The organism is Vibrio rhodolitus, assembly GCF_003350325.1.
Taxonomy (GTDB): Bacteria; Pseudomonadota; Gammaproteobacteria; order Enterobacterales; family Vibrionaceae; genus Vibrio; species Vibrio rhodolitus.
Genome location: NZ_QLYZ01000035.1, coordinates 1 through 15,527, shown reverse-complemented (window position 1 = coordinate 15,527; position 15,527 = coordinate 1). Strand labels below are relative to the sequence as shown.

Genomic DNA, 15,527 nt, shown 5'->3' with positions numbered 1-15,527 from the left:
GAATATCTCTTGCGAAAGCCTAAAGATGTAGCTCAAGCAAGAAAAATGGTCGCTGAGTCAGTAGAAATCTATAATCAGATGAGGCCTCATACAGCGCTAAAATACAAAACGCCCGATGAAGTACACCGAGCGTTTTAACTAAAAAGTGTCAACCCATATCAGGACGGGTCAGATAAGTGGAGCGTAGTCAAGCATTCCCAAGTCCATAAGCGCAGCGCTCCGTAAGTGAGGCATTAGCCGAACGTTCCCACGTCAGTAAGCGCAGCGTTCGTAAGTAAGGCGTTAGCCGAACATTCCCGCATCCATAAGCGCAGCGTTCCGTAAGTAAGGCGTTAGCCGAACATTCCCACATCCATAAGCGCAGCGTTCCGTAAGTAAGGCGTTAACCGAACATTCCCACATCCATAAGCGCAGCGTTCCGTAAGTAAGGCGTTAGCCGAACGTTCCCACGTCCGTAAGCGCAGCGTTCCGTAAGTAAGGCGTTAACCGAACGTTCCCGCATCTCGAAGCAAGGCATCTTTGATGTTTTGCGTTCCCAACTCTCAGCTCTCACTCTTAAAGGCACAAATCCACAAACTGTCCGCGCGTCAGTTCTGCCAAATCTTTTGGGGCAAGTTCGATTTCTAAACCGCGGCGTCCAGCGCTGACCATCATGGTTGATAAACCTTCAGCACTGTTATGAATAAACGTGGGCAACGCTTTCTTTTGCCCTAGTGGACTAATGCCACCAACCACATACCCAGTAGTCTTTTGCGCGATGTCGGGATTCGCCATTTCTGCTTTTTTTGCCTTAGCGGCTTTTGCTGCCAGCTTAAGATTGAGTTTGTGCTCAACGGGTAATACCGCCACGGCAAGGTTCTTGGGCTCACCATTTAAGCAAAAAAGCAGCGTCTTAAACACTTGCTTAGGATCTTGCCCTAGCGCTTCGGCTGCCTCAAGCCCGTAACTTTCCGCTCTTGGGTCATGTTCATATTGATGTATTTTATGCGTTACTTTTTTCTTTTTCGCTGCATTAATTGCGGGTGTCATAACATCGTCCTAGCACCGATCAGGATAAACCACTGCTAAGAGCACGCACGCCTAGCAATAACTTATAGTGATGAGTGTCGTGATAAAATAGAAAAGCGGCACCAAATGGTGCCGCTCTAGTTAATGCGATTTACGACTGTCAGTCAATAGCGCTTATTTGTAAACAATCTCACCTTTAGGTGCGAACGCGTTTACATCTACTGGGCTATTTTCTTGTAGGTACTCTTTTAGTACTTCTGCATCAACAAAGCCAGTATTCACGTAACCTGGGTGAGTCGATACTTTCGGGTAGCCGTCACCACCAGCTGCGTTGTAGCTTGGTACTGTGAAGCGGTAAGTCTTCTCTAGATCAATCGCTTCGCCGCCAATCTTAACGTCAGACACTTTGCCGTTTTCTACTGTCATAGAAACACCAGCAAACTGCGCGTAAGCACCAGAGTCAACAGGCTTAGTACCCACTACGTTTAGGTAGTCGATGACTTCTTTACCTGACATATCGATGTAAGTCACGATGTTACCGAAAGGCTGAACTTTCAGTACGTCTTTATAAGTAACGTCACCACCTTCAATCGAATCACGCACGCCGCCTGAGTTCATTACCGCGAAATCCGCTTTCGCGCGATCCATATGTGCTGTAGCAATCAAGCGACCTAGGTTAGTTTGCTCGAAACGAACCACGTTACGATCGCCTTCTAACTTACCGTTAGTTTCTGCGATCTTAACATTTAGCTGATCTTGACCTTTCTCTTGGAATGGACGCAGGAACTCAACCATAGCTTGGTCTTTAGCAATTTCATCTTCGATGAATACGCGTTTGCTCTCACCATCAACCTTGATTTTCTTCTTCAGGTTAACAGGGATAAGATCGTAGCTCACCATTTCTAGCTCACCATTACGGAATTCGAAATCCGCACGACCTACGTATTTACCCCACTCGTAAGCTTGTACGATGTGCGTGCCATTTTGGATATCAGGCTTACATTCATCAGAAGGTTGGAAGTTTTTCTTGATAACGTTTGGTGCTTCCATACACACAGGCTCTTGCGAGTGACCACCAACGATCATATCTAGGTCACCTTCATTTAGGTAACGCGCTAGAGCCACATCACCCGGAGCGTTCACGCCACGGTTGCCATTTTCGTAGTGACCCATGTGAGTTACTGCGAAGATTAGATCTGGTTTTTCAGTCTCTTTAAGTTCAGCGATCAGCTTTTTCGCTTCTTCTTTTGGATCACGGAACTCAATACCGCCGATAAATTCAGGGTTACCGATTTTTTGCGTATCTTCAGTCGTTAGACCAATAACCGCGATCTTGATGCCTTGCTTTTCAAACATTTGGTAAGCCTGGAACATACGCTCACCAGTCTTCTTGTCGTAAATGTTTGCTGAAAGCATTGGGAAGTTCGCCCACTCTTTTTGCTGCATTAGCACTTCAAGCGGGTTGTCGAATTCGTGGTTACCCAGTGCCATTGCATCGTAACCAATTTTGCTCATGCCTTTGAAATCTGGCTCAGCGTCTTGCAGATCTGACTCTGGAACACCGGTGTTAATATCACCACCAGAAAGCAGTAGCACGCTGCCACCTTCTGCACGAATCTCTTCGCGTAGGTTATCAATCAACGTCTTGCGAGCTGCCATGCCATACTCACCGTATTTGTTTTCCCAGAAACGACCGTGGTGATCGTTGGTGTGAAGAACAGTCAGCTTGTAAGTTTTATCACTCTCCCACTCATTCTGTGCCGTTGTTGCACAGCCTGCTAGGGTTGCAAGAATTGCTGCACTAAGTGCTGTTTTTACGATAAGGCGTTGCGTCATAGTCATACCTTTGAACTAAATAGGAACCACTGCCATTTGCTACCAGATAAGGGTTATATTGGGCTTGTACTTGCAAGCACAGTTATATGTTCAGGTAGCAAAACTTGACATAGTTTAAAGTAAGCCTTCGTTAGGCACATTTTGTTTTCAATTTTATGCAACATTGATCACTATAATTTTGCCTACAAAGTGCAACAAAAGCGGATACTTACATTCAATTGAACAAATGATCACAAGCAAACGATTAACTGCTTACCTACTATTAACCTATCTTAAGGCACCGCCAATCCGTTGCGGGTAAGTGACGCACCAGAGTGCTTTTTAAGGCACAAAAAAGGCTGCCATTGGCAGCCTTAGAAATCGCGATGATTCGTGATTAGCGAATATCAATATGCGCAAAGCTCTTGATCAAATCATCCAGATCTTTCATCTGTTTTAGGAACGGCTCAAGTTTGTCTAGTGGTAGTGCCGATGGACCATCACAGCGCGCTTGATCAGGATTTGGGTGCGCTTCGATAAACAGACCCGCAATACCTGTCGCCAAACCTGCTTTCGCAAGCTCTACGGTTTGTTCACGGCGACCACCAGATGCTGCACCTGAAGGGTCACGCATTTGCAGAGAGTGCGTTACGTCGAAAATGATTGGGCTGCCGTTAGACGCTTTTTTCATCACGCCAAAGCCTAGCATATCAACCACTAAGTTATCGTAACCATGGCATGAACCGCGCTCACATAGGATCACGTTGTTATTGCCACACTCAGCAAATTTATCAACGATGTTACCCACTTGGCTTGGGCTCATAAACTGAGGTTTCTTAACGTTAATAACCGCACCAGTTTTTGCCATCGCTTCAACTAGGTCTGTTTGACGAGCAAGGAATGCAGGAAGCTGAATCACATCCACCACATCCGCAACAGGCTGCGCTTGTGCTTCAGTGTGAACGTCAGTAATGATTTTTACGCCAAATGTGTCTTTTAGCTCTTGGAAGATTTTCATGCCTTCTTCAAGACCAGGACCACGGTACGAGTGAACAGAACTGCGGTTTGCTTTATCAAATGACGCTTTAAATACGTAAGGAATACCCAGTTTCTGCGTCACTTCAACGTAATGCTCACAGATCTGCATAGCTAGATCGCGAGACTCTAATACGTTCATACCAGCAAATAGGGTAAACGGTTTGTCGTTAGCAACAGGAATATCACCAACATGAACGATTTTCTGTTCCATCTTTTTCTCTCTATTTCAACTTAGCCAGCCTAAAGGCTATAGCTTAGTGTAACGTCACCTGAGTTTCACTCATGGCACGAACTTGATTTTTAAGTAATTCAGCTGCCGGATCTTCCGGACACTGGTCAATAAAGTACTGATAGTCAGATAAGGCCATCTGATGACAGTCTAGTTGCTGATAGATAAAGCCGCGATCGCGAATTTCATAGGGATCGTCTGGCGAAAAGGTTAAGGCTAAATCTGAGCAACGCAGTGCTAATGCATAGCGCTCTTCGCGCAGCAGGGCACTTTTAATCAGCGCTAGCCAACGCCCAATCACGGTCGGATGATCTGCCGACTTAAGGTGGTTTGGCTTTAATTGGGCAAATGGCCCTTTCTGCCCCACAAGCCAAGCACGTAGCGTATGTTCAGACACATACTCGCCATTAAATGGATTGACGTACTGCACTGCATGATTCGGCCAAGAAATTTTAACCACAAACTGGGTAGGAAAAGTCATGCCTTCAATCGGAAAGCCTAATTGCTTGCCAAAAAAGAGTAGCAACGCGCCTAGACTGACTGGAATCCCTTTACGGCGTTCAAGCACTTTATCCAAAAAGGCATTGGCTGAATCAAAATAAGCCTCTTTGTCACCTTGGAATCCCCACTCGTGGTAGAAAAGGCGTAAGAAGGCATCGAAGCGCTGTTGCGGGTGCGGTTCATGGACTAACGCCAATTCAGCTTCTTGCAGTAGGCGCTGCAACTCCGCTTTTGCCCAGCTAACTTGTGTTTCAGGGTCAATCGCCTGATTGAGCACCAAGGCGCCTTCCGCTAACTCCAGCGCATCAAAGTCTTCATCAAACAATTCTTGCATTCGATCTCACCAACTTAGAACAACAGAGGTGTTTTTGTTACCGCAATCTTGCCAGCAATCCCTAGCCAACCCAGCGCACCTAGGAAAGCGAAAATACGCAGCAGGTTGTTTTTCGCCAGTTTAAGTGCAAAGAAACCAAGGGCAATGTAAGCCAACACACAAGTGATCTTCATGGTTAGCCATGGCGCGGCGGCAGTAAATGGAATAAAGCCAGTGATCACTGACAAAGCGATCCCTGAGGCAAGTAACAAGGTATCATTGACGTGTGGGAACACTTTAAGAAACTTATTGTTGCGCAGTTCAGAGTTCGCCAACAACAGCGCAAAGCGCACTGACAATAATGTCGCACTTAACGCGATAGTGAGTAAATGAAAATGCTTCAGTCCTTCGTACATCTAATTGCTCTCTTTGTTATTTGGTATAGCGACCTAGTGTCACTCGGTCATTGTGCCCATAGTCTTTGAACGTTTCGACATCTTGGTAACCTAGATCGATAAAGATTTGGCGCACGGCACTGCCCTGATCATAACCATGTTCAAACAGCAGCCAGCCATCATTGCTTAAGAATTGGCGCGCGTTATCGGTAATATGGCGAATATCCGCCAAACCTTGCTCAGCGGCAACCAAAGCACTTAGCGGCTCAAAACGCACATCACCTTGGCTCAAATGCGGATCATTTTCTTCAATATAAGGTGGGTTTGAAACGATAACTGCAAACTGCGTACCAGCCTCAAGAGGCTCAAACCAACTGCCAGCGAAAAACTGCGTATTGTCAATCGCAAGACGCTGTGCATTACGCGTGGCAAGTTGCTGTGCGTCAGGCATTAAATCAATGCCCACCACGCGGCGACTTGGCAGCTCTGACGCGAGCGCTAAAGCAATTGCCCCGGTGCCAGTGCCTAGATCGAGAATATCACCATCGATGAGCATGGCTTTATCTAAAGCAAGCTCGACCAAACGTTCCGTATCAGGGCGCGGAATCAAGGTCGTCGGAGAAACCTCTAACGGCAGTGACCAAAACTCACGCTCGCCAACAATATACGCCACAGGCTCACCCGTTAAACGGCGAGCCAGTAACGCGTCAAAAGGTGCAAGGTCTTGTGCTGAAAGCTCTTTCTCTGGCCAAGTCATTAAAAATGAACGTGGTTTGTCTAAGGCATGACAAAGCAAAACAGCGGCATCAAGAGACGGCGAATCACTGCCGCTCTCTTGAAGTTGTTGCGTGGCACGCTTTAGTGTGTTGTCAACACTATTAGTAGCCGACATTAACTTAGTTATTCTCAGCTAGAGCGGCAAGCTGATCCGCTTGGTGTTCTTGAATCACAGGCTCGATCAAGCTTGCTAGATCGCCTTCCATCACTTCGTTCAAACGGTAAACGGTTAAGTTGATGCGGTGATCAGATACACGACCTTGCGGGTAGTTGTAAGTACGGATACGGTCACTGCGATCGCCCGAACCTAGCAGGTTACGACGGGTGTCAGAAACCTCAGCCGCACGACGCGCTTCTTCAGCTTGCACGATACGTGCAGCTAGAACCTGCATCGCTTTCGCTTTGTTTTTATGCTGTGAACGCTCGTCCTGACACTCAACTACCGTACCAGTTGGTAAGTGGGTAATACGGATTGCAGAATCCGTGGTGTTAACGTGCTGACCACCCGCGCCAGATGCACGGAATGTATCGATTTTCAGATCAGCCGCTTTGATTTCTGGCAAATCCGCTTCTGGGATTTCAGCCATCACAGCCACTGTACACGCAGAAGTGTGTACGCGACCTTGTGATTCAGTTTCTGGTACGCGCTGTACGCGGTGACCGCCTGACTCGAATTTCAGTACGCCGTAAGCACCATCACCGCTTACTTTAGCGATCATCTCTTTGTAGCCGCCATGCTCTGATTCATTGCAGCTCATCACTTCGATGCGCCAGCCTTTCTTCTCAGCAAACTTAGAGTACATACGGAATAGGTTACCAGCGAAGATACCCGCTTCATCACCACCAGCACCTGCACGGATCTCTAGGAAACAGTTGCGGTCATCGTTTGGATCTTTTGGCAGTAATAGGATTTGTAGCTCATCACCTAGGCGCTCAATCGCTTCTTTTGCGTCTTTGATCTCTTCCTGCGCCATTTCACGCATTTCTTCGTCATCTTCTTTTGCCATCTCTTCAGCCGCAAGAAGGTCTTCTTGCGCTTGCTGGTAGCCTTGGAAGCACTTAGTCACTTCTTCAAGCTGAGAATACTCTTTAGATAATGCGCGGAATTTATCTTGGTCACCGATCACACCAGGATCACCTAGCAGGTGTTGAACTTCTTCGTAACGTTCTACTAGCGTTTCTAGCTTAGTAAGAATAGAGGCTTTCATATAATTAACTCAGGGTTCTAGTTATAGCGAGTCTTCAAGACCCAAACTTTGTCTAATAATGGCAAGCTTTGCCGGCTCACCTTGCTCTGCCGCAGTTTGTAATGCGCGAGTTGGCGCATGAATGAGCTTGTTGGTCAGTTTATTACTTAACTCCAACAACACTTTTTCAGGATCGCCTCCAGCAGCAAGAGCTTGGATACTTTTACTTAACAGATCTTCACGGATCTCGTTAGCGGTTTGTCGATATTCACGAATGCTGTCGACACCTTGCAGTGAACGCAACCAGGTCATAAATGCCGCGCTTTCTTCACTCACAATAGCCTCAGCTTGAATCGCTTCGACTTTGCGTTGTTCTATATTGCTATCAATAATCGACTGCAGATCATCGACCGAGTAAAGGTAGGCATCATCCAACTCTCCTACCTGTGATTCAATATCACGAGGAACAGCAATATCCACTAACAGCATAGGTTGATAGCGGCGATGCTTAAGCGCCGTTTCCACCATACCTTTACCAATAATCGGCAGTGGACTAGCGGTTGAACTGATCACAATATCCGCCCGTGCCAAATGCTCAGGAATTTCGGGCAAGCTGATCACTTCCGCGCCAAATTGCTCTGCCAATGACAAAGCGCGCTCTTTGGTACGGTTCGCCACGATCATCTTAGTACAACCATTGGAAGCAAGATGTTTAGCAACTAACTCGATGGTCTCTCCTGCCCCGACGAGCAGCACAGTTGACTCTTGGAGTGATTCGAAGATGTGCTTAGCCAAGGTACATGCGGCATACGCAACAGAAACGGCATTGCCACCGATATCGGTCTCAGTACGAACACGTTTTGCCACCGAAAACGTCTTTTGAAACCATTTTTCCATTGCTGCATTCACTGCATGACCGCCACGTGAATCAGCAAATGCTTGTTTCACCTGACCTAAAATTTGTGGTTCACCCAAAACAAGCGAGTCCAAACCACAGGCAACGCGCATTAAATGACGGATCGCCGCTTGTTCTTCATGCACATAAATACTGGGTTTTAACTCTTCAGCGCTCACTTGATGGAACTGGGCAAGCCAGTCGATCACCTTGTTTTTGCTCGACGGTTTCACGTCGCAATACACTTCGGTGCGGTTACAAGTAGAGACGATTACCCCGCCACTAATGTGAGGGCTTTCAGAGAGTTGCTGTAATGCTAGCGGTAGCTTGTCCGGCCCAAACGCGACTTTTTCGCGAAGTTCTACTGAAGCCGTATTATGATTGATACCGATAGCAAGCAATGACATGTACTGTGTGTTCTCTGGTTCTGATTGGGTGAAAACAGGGACGGAATTTTACTTGATGCCCCCCATGAATAAAAGGGGATCGCTCAACTGTTTTCTCTTTATGCCAATTTATCCGGGTTTAAAAGCAGCGAAAACGTCGATTGTACCCTAATTTTCAGATAGATAGATTGAATCAGCCAACAAAGTGGCTATTTTCCTTTTTCTAACAAGGTAACAAGACTTTTCAATGCTATAGTATGCGTTCAGAAATTTGGCTGTTATAGGAATTGCATCCACTATGTTCTCGCGACGACTCATAAAACTTGCCGCTTTGGTAATTTCCTTCGCCCTTCTTGCAGGCTGTAGCTCGATTCAAGACAGCTACACCAGTGTTGAGTGGCAAACTCATCAGCAGCGATTGGCGCTTATTTCCAACTACAATGCGTCAGGCAAGCTCGGTTACATCTCACCTGAGCAAAGAGAGTCTTTGAGTTTCTATTGGCAGAACACTCCACAACAACAGCAACTGCGCTTAAGCACCTTTCTCGGTCAAACCGTGTTAAATCTGAAGATCACCCCTACGGTTGCGACAGTCGAAACTTACGAAGACGAAACCTACAGCGACATCAGCGCCGATCGCCTTATTGCACGCTTGACAGGGCTTAACCTACCGGTCGAACAATTGAATGACTGGCTATTGGGTAAACCAACCAACGCAGATGACTTCACTGTTAATGAAACCCAAACATTGGCAACACTGACCAAGAAGATAAACGGACAAACTTGGCAGCTTATCTACTCAAGCTATCAAGACGTACCATTTTTAGGCTCAGATTTGCCTGTGCCGCATAAGCTTAAATTAAAACAAAATGACACCACCATCAATTTGGTGATCACAAAGTGGACTTTGAAGTAATGATTCGTGAAACCACTCATTGGCCTTCACCTGCCAAACTTAATCTTTTTCTTTACATTACTGGGCGTCGTGACAACGGCTACCACGAGTTACAAACCCTGTTTCAATTTGTCGATCACTGTGACGACCTTACCATTACTGCCAATGACAGCGGCAAGATTACCTTAACGCCTGATATTCCAGGTGTCGCGCTTGAGGATAATTTGATTTGGCGGGCGGCGACTGCGCTGCAAGCTTTCACCAACTGTTCGTTTGGCGCCGATATCGAACTCAACAAAATTTTGCCGATGGGCGGCGGGATTGGCGGCGGTTCATCTAATGCAGCAACGGTTTTAGTAGCGCTAAACCATTTGTGGCAAACCGGTTGCAGTGAAGACCAACTGGCAGAGATTGGTCTAAAACTTGGCGCCGATGTGCCGGTATTTGTCCGTGGTCATGCGGCATTTGCCGAAGGCGTTGGTGAAGAGATCGTCAAGGTTAGCCCAGAAGAAAAATGGTATTTGGTCGTACGACCAAACGTAAGTATCGCTACGGTAGAAATTTTTACACATCCACAGTTAACCCGTAACACGCCAAAACGCCCGCTATCACTGCTTTTAGACAGCGATTACGGAAACGATTGCGAAAAAATTGTGAGAATGCTTTATCCAGAGGTTGATAAGCAACTTTCATGGCTGCTACAATACGCGCCGTCGAGATTGACGGGTACTGGATCGTGCGTTTTTGCTGAATTTTCGAGCGAAAACGATGCACAAAATGCATTCGAGCAATTATCTGACAACGTGTCGGCATTTGTGGCAAAAGGAAACAACGTTTCCCCCCTATACCAGACACTGGCTAAATACCGTTTAGCCCACAAATCATCTATTTAAAAACTGGACGCAAACCTGAGGTTTCCACCGTGCCTGATATGAAGCTATTTGCTGGTAACGCAACACCTGAACTAGCCCAACGTATTGCTGATCGTCTTTACATCTCACTTGGTGACGCCACTGTTTCTCGTTTCTCTGACGGCGAAGTTGCTGTGCAAATTAACGAAAACGTACGTGGTAGTGATGTATTCATCATCCAATCTACTTGTGCACCAACTAACGACAACCTAATGGAACTTGTCGTGATGATTGATGCAATGCGCCGCGCTTCTGCGGGCCGTATTACAGCAGTAATCCCTTACTTTGGCTACGCTCGCCAAGACCGTCGTGTACGTTCTTCTCGTGTGCCTATTACCGCTAAAGTAGTGGCAGACTTCCTGTCGAACGTAGGTGTTGACCGCGTTCTAACTATCGACCTACACGCTGAGCAAATTCAAGGCTTCTTCGATGTACCTGTAGACAACATCTTCGGTACTCCGGTACTGCTTGAAGATATGCAAGCTCGTGGTCTAGAAAACCCAGTTGTTGTATCTCCAGACCTAGGTGGTGTTGTACGTGCTCGTGCAACAGCTAAAGCACTAGGCGACATCGACATCGCGATCGTTGACAAACGTCGTCCACGTGCAAACGTGTCTGAAGTTATGAACCTTATCGGTGACGTTGAAGGTCGTGACTGTGTGATCGTTGATGACATGATCGATACTGGTGGCACACTATGTAAAGCTGCTGAAGCGCTAAAAGAGCGCGGAGCGAAACGTGTATTTGCTTACGCGACTCACGCTGTATTCTCAGGCAACGCTGCTGACAACATTAAGAATTCTGTACTAGACCAAGTGATCGTAACTGACTCAATCACTCTGTCTAAAGAGATGGAAGCGACAGGTAAAGTAACTACACTTAGCCTATCTCGCATGCTTGCAGAAGCGATTCGTCGCATCAGCAACGAAGAGTCTATCTCTGCAATGTTCAACTAATCTAAACGATTAGACCGAATTGAAAACACCCCTATTTAGGGGTGTTTTTTTATTGCTGTATTTGGCAAAAACGCCCACTCTCGCCCGAGAGCGTTTTTGTGTGCTATTATACTGCGCTTTTTGAGATTCCAGAGAGATCCTAACCTTGACTCAACAGATCAAACTTCTTGTTGGACTAGCTAACCCTGGCCCTGAATACGCTAAGACTCGCCATAATGCGGGCGCTTGGGTTGTGGAGGAGTTAGCTCGCGTTCATAACGTTACGCTAAAGAATGAGCCAAAGTTCTTTGGTCTTACTGGACGTATCATGGTAAATGGTGAGGATCTGCGCCTATTGATCCCTACCACTTTTATGAACCTATCTGGCAAAGCCGTTGCGGCGCTAGCAAAGTTCTACCAAATTAAACCAGAAGAAATTATGGTCGCTCATGACGAGCTAGACTTACCTCCTGGTGTCGCTAAATTTAAAAAAGGCGGCGGTCATGGTGGTCACAATGGTTTACGTGACACCATTAGCAAATTAGGCAATAACAAAGAGTTTTATCGTCTCCGCATTGGCATTGGTCATCCGGGACACAAAGATAAAGTGGCTGGTTATGTGCTAGGCAAGGCTCCTGCCAAAGAGCATGAGCAACTCGAAGCGGCAGCAGATGAAGCTGTACGCTGTCTCGACATCTTACTCAAAGATGGCCTAAGCAAAGCACAAAACCGCTTACACACGTTCAAAGCTGAATAAGGTTACAATCATGGGTTTTAAATGTGGCATCGTTGGTCTACCAAACGTTGGTAAGTCAACTCTGTTCAATGCACTAACTAAAGCGGGTATCGAAGCAGCAAACTTCCCGTTCTGTACTATCGAACCAAACACTGGTGTGGTTCCAGTGCCAGACCTACGTCTAGATGCGTTGGCAAAAATTGTGAACCCTCAGCGCGTACTGCCAACTACGATGGAATTCGTAGACATCGCAGGTCTAGTTGCAGGTGCATCTCGTGGTGAAGGTCTAGGTAACAAATTCCTAGCTAACATCCGTGAAACTGACGCAATTGGTCACGTTGTTCGCTGTTTTGAAAACGAAAACATCATTCACGTTGCGGGTAAAGTATCACCAATCGAAGATATCGAAGTGATCAACCTTGAACTTGCTCTTGCTGACTTAGACTCTTGTGAGCGTGCAATTCAACGTAACGCTAAAAAAGCAAAAGGCGGCGACAAAGACGCTAAGTTTGAACTGGCTGTACTTGAAAAGCTGCTACCAGTGCTAACTGAAGGTGGTTCTGCACGTACTGTTGCTCTATCTAAAGAAGAGCTAGCGGCAGTAGGTTACCTAAACTTCCTAACGCTTAAGCCAACCATGTACATCGCTAACGTCAACGAAGATGGTTTTGAGAATAACCCATACCTAGACGCAGTTCGTGAGTTCGCAGCAAAAGAGAACAACGTTGTTGTGCCTGTATGTGCGGCTATCGAGTCAGAAATGGCTGAGCTTGAAGATGACGAGCGCGAAGAGTTCCTTGCAGACATGGGCATCGAAGAACCAGGCCTAAACCGCGTAATCCGCGCAGGTTACGAACTACTAAGCCTACACACTTACTTTACAGCGGGTGTTAAAGAAGTGCGTGCATGGACTATCCCTGTGGGTGCAACAGCGCCTAAAGCTGCGGGTAAGATCCACACTGACTTTGAAAAAGGCTTTATCCGTGCTGAAGTTGTTGGCTACGACGACTTCATCCAATACAACGGTGAAAGTGGTGCTAAAGATGCAGGTAAATGGCGTCTTGAAGGTAAAGAGTACATCGTAAAAGATGGTGATGTGGTTCACTTCCGCTTCAACGTATAATTAACTGCCTATTTTTTGTGCAAGTTATTGACTTTAAAAGCCAGCTGAAAAGCTGGCTTTTTTATTGGAGCAAATATCGCAACCATTTAAGTTATTAGGATGCAGTCATTTTATTAGCACTTTTCGATCACTAACGCGCCTCTTTGTTTAAAAAGGAATCGAACGATTCATTTATCCAAATTTCTTCAAAAAAACTGTTGACGGTTCTCGCTTAGATACGCATAATGCGCCCCGTTCCCAGCGAGACAGCGATGAATCGGAAAGGAACGAAAAACAACATGGTAATGGCTACGTAGCTCAGCTGGTTAGAGCACATCACTCATAATGATGGGGTCACAGGTTCGAATCCCGTCGTAGCCACCATTCCTAAATGTTCTTTATAGAGCAATTAGGAATAGATGCGGAAATGGCGGAATTGGTAGACGCACCAGATTTAGGTTCTGGCGCCGCAAGGTGTGAGAGTTCAAGTCTCTCTTTCCGCACCATGTTTTGATAGTCTTTATGACTATCGCCTGCAGGTCTATCGCCAAGCGGTAAGGCAGCGGCTTTTGATGCCGCCATTCCCTGGTTCGAATCCAGGTAGACCTGCCACTAATTAAAGTGGAAACCTTTTTAAAAAAGGGGTTGTCACTAAGAGCGCGAAGGTTTATATTGTCTCGCTCACAAGATGGCTACGTAGCTCAGCTGGTTAGAGCACATCACTCATAATGATGGGGTCACAGGTTCGAATCCCGTCGTAGCCACCATTCTTTCTTTTGAAAGAAAAGTTTCAACTGTTAGTTTTTACCAATTAACTATCAGTTATGTAGATTCAAGATGCGGAAATGGCGGAATTGGTAGACGCACCAGATTTAGGTTCTGGCGCCGCAAGGTGTGAGAGTTCAAGTCTCTCTTTCCGCACCATCTTGAAGTAATCTACAAACAAATTATGCGGAAGTGGCGGAATTGGTAGACGCACCAGATTTAGGTTCTGGCGCCGCAAGGTGTAAGAGTTCAAGTCTCTTCTTCCGCACCATAATTTGATAGTCTAACGACTATGCCCTGCAGGTCTATCGCCAAGCGGTAAGGCAGCGGCTTTTGATGCCGCCATTCCCTGGTTCGAATCCAGGTAGACCTGCCATTATTCACCTTGAAATATAGGTAATATCGTTGATGTTTTACCAATTACATCAGCAATTAAAAAAGATGCGGAAATGGCGGAATTGGTAGACGCACCAGATTTAGGTTCTGGCGCCGCAAGGTGTGAGAGTTCAAGTCTCTCTTTCCGCACCATATTACTGAAAAGTAAAACGGCTACGTAGCTCAGCTGGTTAGAGCACATCACTCATAATGATGGGGTCACAGGTTCGAATCCCGTCGTAGCCACCATATTCAACTGCTAGTTGATCTTTCAACTGACAGTTACGTAGAGATTCAAGACGCGGAAATGGCGGAATTGGTAGACGCACCAGATTTAGGTTCTGGCGCCGCAAGGTGTGAGAGTTCAAGTCTCTCTTTCCGCACCATCTTGAAGTAACCTACAAACAAATTATGCGGAAGTGGCGGAATTGGTAGACGCACCAGATTTAGGTTCTGGCGCCGCAAGGTGTAAGAGTTCAAGTCTCTTCTTCCGCACCATAATTTGATAGTCAAGACGACTATACCCTGCAGGTCTATCGCCAAGCGGTAAGGCAGCGGCTTTTGATGCCGCCATTCCCTGGTTCGAATCCAGGTAGACCTGCCATTATTTATAGGTTCAGTGGATAACATCTTTTTGATGCCTCATCTATTGTCCCTGGTTCGGCTCTAAGTAGCCTGCCATTACAACTTCATATGGCTTTTACCAATTAGCGGTATGAATACATAATATGCGGAAATGGCGGAATTGGTAGACGCACCAGATTTAGGTTCTGGCGCCGCAAGGTGTGAGAGTTCAAGTCTCTCTTTCCGCACCATTATTCGATAATCTTCAGATTATCATCTGCAGGTCTATCGCCAAGCGGTAAGGCAGCGGCTTTTGATGCCGCCATTCCCTGGTTCGAATCCAGGTAGACCTGCCACTATTTATAGGTTCAGTGGATAACATTTTTTGATGCCTAATCTATTGTCCCTGGCTCGGTTCTAAGTARCCTGCCAMTACAACTTCATATGGCTTTTACCARTTAGYGRTRTGAATACATAAYATGCGGAAATGGCGGAATTGGTAGACGCACCAGATTTAGGTTCTGGCGCCGCAAGGTGTGAGAGTTCAAGTCTCTCTTTCCGCACCATTCTTTCTAAAATAAGAATATAAGCCTCTTTATTGAGCACCTGTAGGTCTATCGCCAAGCGGTAAGGCAGCGGCTTTTGATGCCGCCATTCCCTGGTTCGAATCCAGGTAGACCTGCCATTATTTATAGGTTCA

14 protein-coding genes and 16 tRNA genes are annotated in these 15,527 nt (G+C 46.4%); 22 read left to right on the top strand and 8 right to left on the bottom strand.

What is annotated here, in order from left to right; genetic code table 11:
• On the top strand, nucleotides 1-138 hold a 138-nt coding region (locus tag DPF93_RS20735; RefSeq protein ID WP_164675409.1), incomplete at its 5' end, for an integrase core domain-containing protein.
• 417 nt (nucleotides 139-555) lie between these two features.
• Here the strand turns inward: DPF93_RS20735 and ybaK are convergent.
• From ybaK to hemA, 8 genes are all read right to left on the bottom strand, one after another.
• Nucleotides 556-1,029, bottom strand: coding sequence for a Cys-tRNA(Pro) deacylase (ybaK, locus tag DPF93_RS20730; protein WP_114767898.1), 474 nt, complete (start codon nucleotides 1,027-1,029; stop codon nucleotides 556-558).
• Between the two features lie 153 nt (nucleotides 1,030-1,182).
• Entirely contained in the window at nucleotides 1,183-2,844 is a 1,662-nt protein-coding gene (gene ushA, locus DPF93_RS20725; RefSeq protein WP_114767897.1) for a bifunctional UDP-sugar hydrolase/5'-nucleotidase UshA, read from the bottom strand.
• 376 nt (nucleotides 2,845-3,220) lie between these two features.
• Entirely contained in the window at nucleotides 3,221-4,072 is an 852-nt protein-coding gene (gene kdsA / locus DPF93_RS20720; RefSeq protein WP_114767896.1) for a 3-deoxy-8-phosphooctulonate synthase, read from the bottom strand.
• A 43-nt stretch (nucleotides 4,073-4,115) separates the two neighbouring features.
• Nucleotides 4,116-4,925 (bottom strand): SirB1 family protein, encoded by an 810-nt coding sequence (locus DPF93_RS20715; protein WP_114767895.1) that lies wholly within the window; start codon nucleotides 4,923-4,925, stop codon nucleotides 4,116-4,118.
• 14 nt (nucleotides 4,926-4,939) lie between these two features.
• The gene (locus tag DPF93_RS20710; RefSeq protein WP_114767894.1) at nucleotides 4,940-5,320 is read right to left on the bottom strand and encodes a SirB2 family protein; all 381 of its coding nucleotides are present in this window, start codon (nucleotides 5,318-5,320) and stop codon (nucleotides 4,940-4,942) included.
• A gap of 16 nt (nucleotides 5,321-5,336) precedes the next feature.
• The gene (prmC, locus tag DPF93_RS20705; RefSeq protein WP_114767893.1) at nucleotides 5,337-6,191 is read right to left on the bottom strand and encodes a peptide chain release factor N(5)-glutamine methyltransferase; all 855 of its coding nucleotides are present in this window, start codon (nucleotides 6,189-6,191) and stop codon (nucleotides 5,337-5,339) included.
• Between the two features lie 4 nt (nucleotides 6,192-6,195).
• Nucleotides 6,196-7,284 (bottom strand): peptide chain release factor 1, encoded by a 1,089-nt coding sequence (prfA, locus tag DPF93_RS20700; protein ID WP_114767892.1) that lies wholly within the window; start codon nucleotides 7,282-7,284, stop codon nucleotides 6,196-6,198.
• 21 nt (nucleotides 7,285-7,305) lie between these two features.
• Nucleotides 7,306-8,565, bottom strand: a complete 1,260-nt coding sequence (gene hemA, locus DPF93_RS20695) for a glutamyl-tRNA reductase (RefSeq protein ID WP_114767891.1) — start codon at nucleotides 8,563-8,565, stop codon at nucleotides 7,306-7,308.
• 277 nt (nucleotides 8,566-8,842) lie between these two features.
• Between hemA and lolB the strand changes: the two genes are divergently transcribed.
• The 21 genes from lolB (at nucleotide 8,843) to DPF93_RS20590 (ending at nucleotide 15,512) form a co-directional block, all read left to right on the top strand.
• Nucleotides 8,843-9,460, top strand: a complete 618-nt coding sequence (gene lolB, locus DPF93_RS20690; protein ID WP_114767890.1) for a lipoprotein insertase outer membrane protein LolB — start codon at nucleotides 8,843-8,845, stop codon at nucleotides 9,458-9,460.
• Complete coding sequence (gene ispE, locus DPF93_RS20685) at nucleotides 9,460-10,332, top strand: 4-(cytidine 5'-diphospho)-2-C-methyl-D-erythritol kinase (RefSeq protein WP_114767899.1); 873 nt, start codon at nucleotides 9,460-9,462, stop codon at nucleotides 10,330-10,332. Before lolB ends, ispE begins: the two co-directional genes overlap by 1 nt.
• 29 nt (nucleotides 10,333-10,361) lie before the next feature.
• Entirely contained in the window at nucleotides 10,362-11,306 is a 945-nt protein-coding gene (locus tag DPF93_RS20680; RefSeq protein ID WP_114767889.1) for a ribose-phosphate pyrophosphokinase, read from the top strand.
• Nucleotides 11,307-11,451: 145 nt separating this feature from the next.
• Complete coding sequence (gene pth / locus DPF93_RS20675) at nucleotides 11,452-12,042, top strand: aminoacyl-tRNA hydrolase (RefSeq protein WP_114767888.1); 591 nt, start codon at nucleotides 11,452-11,454, stop codon at nucleotides 12,040-12,042.
• A 10-nt stretch (nucleotides 12,043-12,052) separates the two neighbouring features.
• On the top strand, nucleotides 12,053-13,144 hold the full coding sequence (gene ychF, locus DPF93_RS20670) for a redox-regulated ATPase YchF (RefSeq protein WP_114767887.1): 1,092 nt from the start codon (nucleotides 12,053-12,055) through the stop codon (nucleotides 13,142-13,144).
• A gap of 286 nt (nucleotides 13,145-13,430) precedes the next feature.
• Nucleotides 13,431-13,507: transfer RNA gene (locus DPF93_RS20665), tRNA-Met, on the top strand.
• 37 nt (nucleotides 13,508-13,544) lie between these two features.
• Nucleotides 13,545-13,629: transfer RNA gene (locus tag DPF93_RS20660), tRNA-Leu, on the top strand.
• Between the two features lie 31 nt (nucleotides 13,630-13,660).
• A tRNA-Gln gene (locus DPF93_RS20655) sits at nucleotides 13,661-13,735 on the top strand.
• Between the two features lie 78 nt (nucleotides 13,736-13,813).
• A tRNA-Met gene (locus tag DPF93_RS20650) sits at nucleotides 13,814-13,890 on the top strand.
• Between the two features lie 72 nt (nucleotides 13,891-13,962).
• Nucleotides 13,963-14,047, top strand: a tRNA-Leu gene (locus DPF93_RS20645).
• Between the two features lie 27 nt (nucleotides 14,048-14,074).
• Nucleotides 14,075-14,159, top strand: a tRNA-Leu gene (locus tag DPF93_RS20640).
• 30 nt (nucleotides 14,160-14,189) lie between these two features.
• Nucleotides 14,190-14,264: transfer RNA gene (locus tag DPF93_RS20635), tRNA-Gln, on the top strand.
• A gap of 67 nt (nucleotides 14,265-14,331) precedes the next feature.
• Nucleotides 14,332-14,416 (top strand) — tRNA-Leu (locus DPF93_RS20630).
• 19 nt (nucleotides 14,417-14,435) lie between these two features.
• Nucleotides 14,436-14,512: transfer RNA gene (locus tag DPF93_RS20625), tRNA-Met, on the top strand.
• Nucleotides 14,513-14,564: 52 nt separating this feature from the next.
• Nucleotides 14,565-14,649 (top strand) — tRNA-Leu (locus DPF93_RS20620).
• A 27-nt stretch (nucleotides 14,650-14,676) separates the two neighbouring features.
• A tRNA-Leu gene (locus tag DPF93_RS20615) sits at nucleotides 14,677-14,761 on the top strand.
• A gap of 31 nt (nucleotides 14,762-14,792) precedes the next feature.
• A tRNA-Gln gene (locus tag DPF93_RS20610) sits at nucleotides 14,793-14,867 on the top strand.
• Nucleotides 14,868-14,993: 126 nt separating this feature from the next.
• Nucleotides 14,994-15,078 (top strand) — tRNA-Leu (locus tag DPF93_RS20605).
• Between the two features lie 30 nt (nucleotides 15,079-15,108).
• Nucleotides 15,109-15,183 (top strand) — tRNA-Gln (locus DPF93_RS20600).
• Between the two features lie 125 nt (nucleotides 15,184-15,308).
• Nucleotides 15,309-15,393 (top strand) — tRNA-Leu (locus tag DPF93_RS20595).
• 44 nt (nucleotides 15,394-15,437) lie between these two features.
• Nucleotides 15,438-15,512: transfer RNA gene (locus tag DPF93_RS20590), tRNA-Gln, on the top strand.
• The last annotated feature ends 15 nt before the right edge of the window (nucleotides 15,513-15,527 follow it).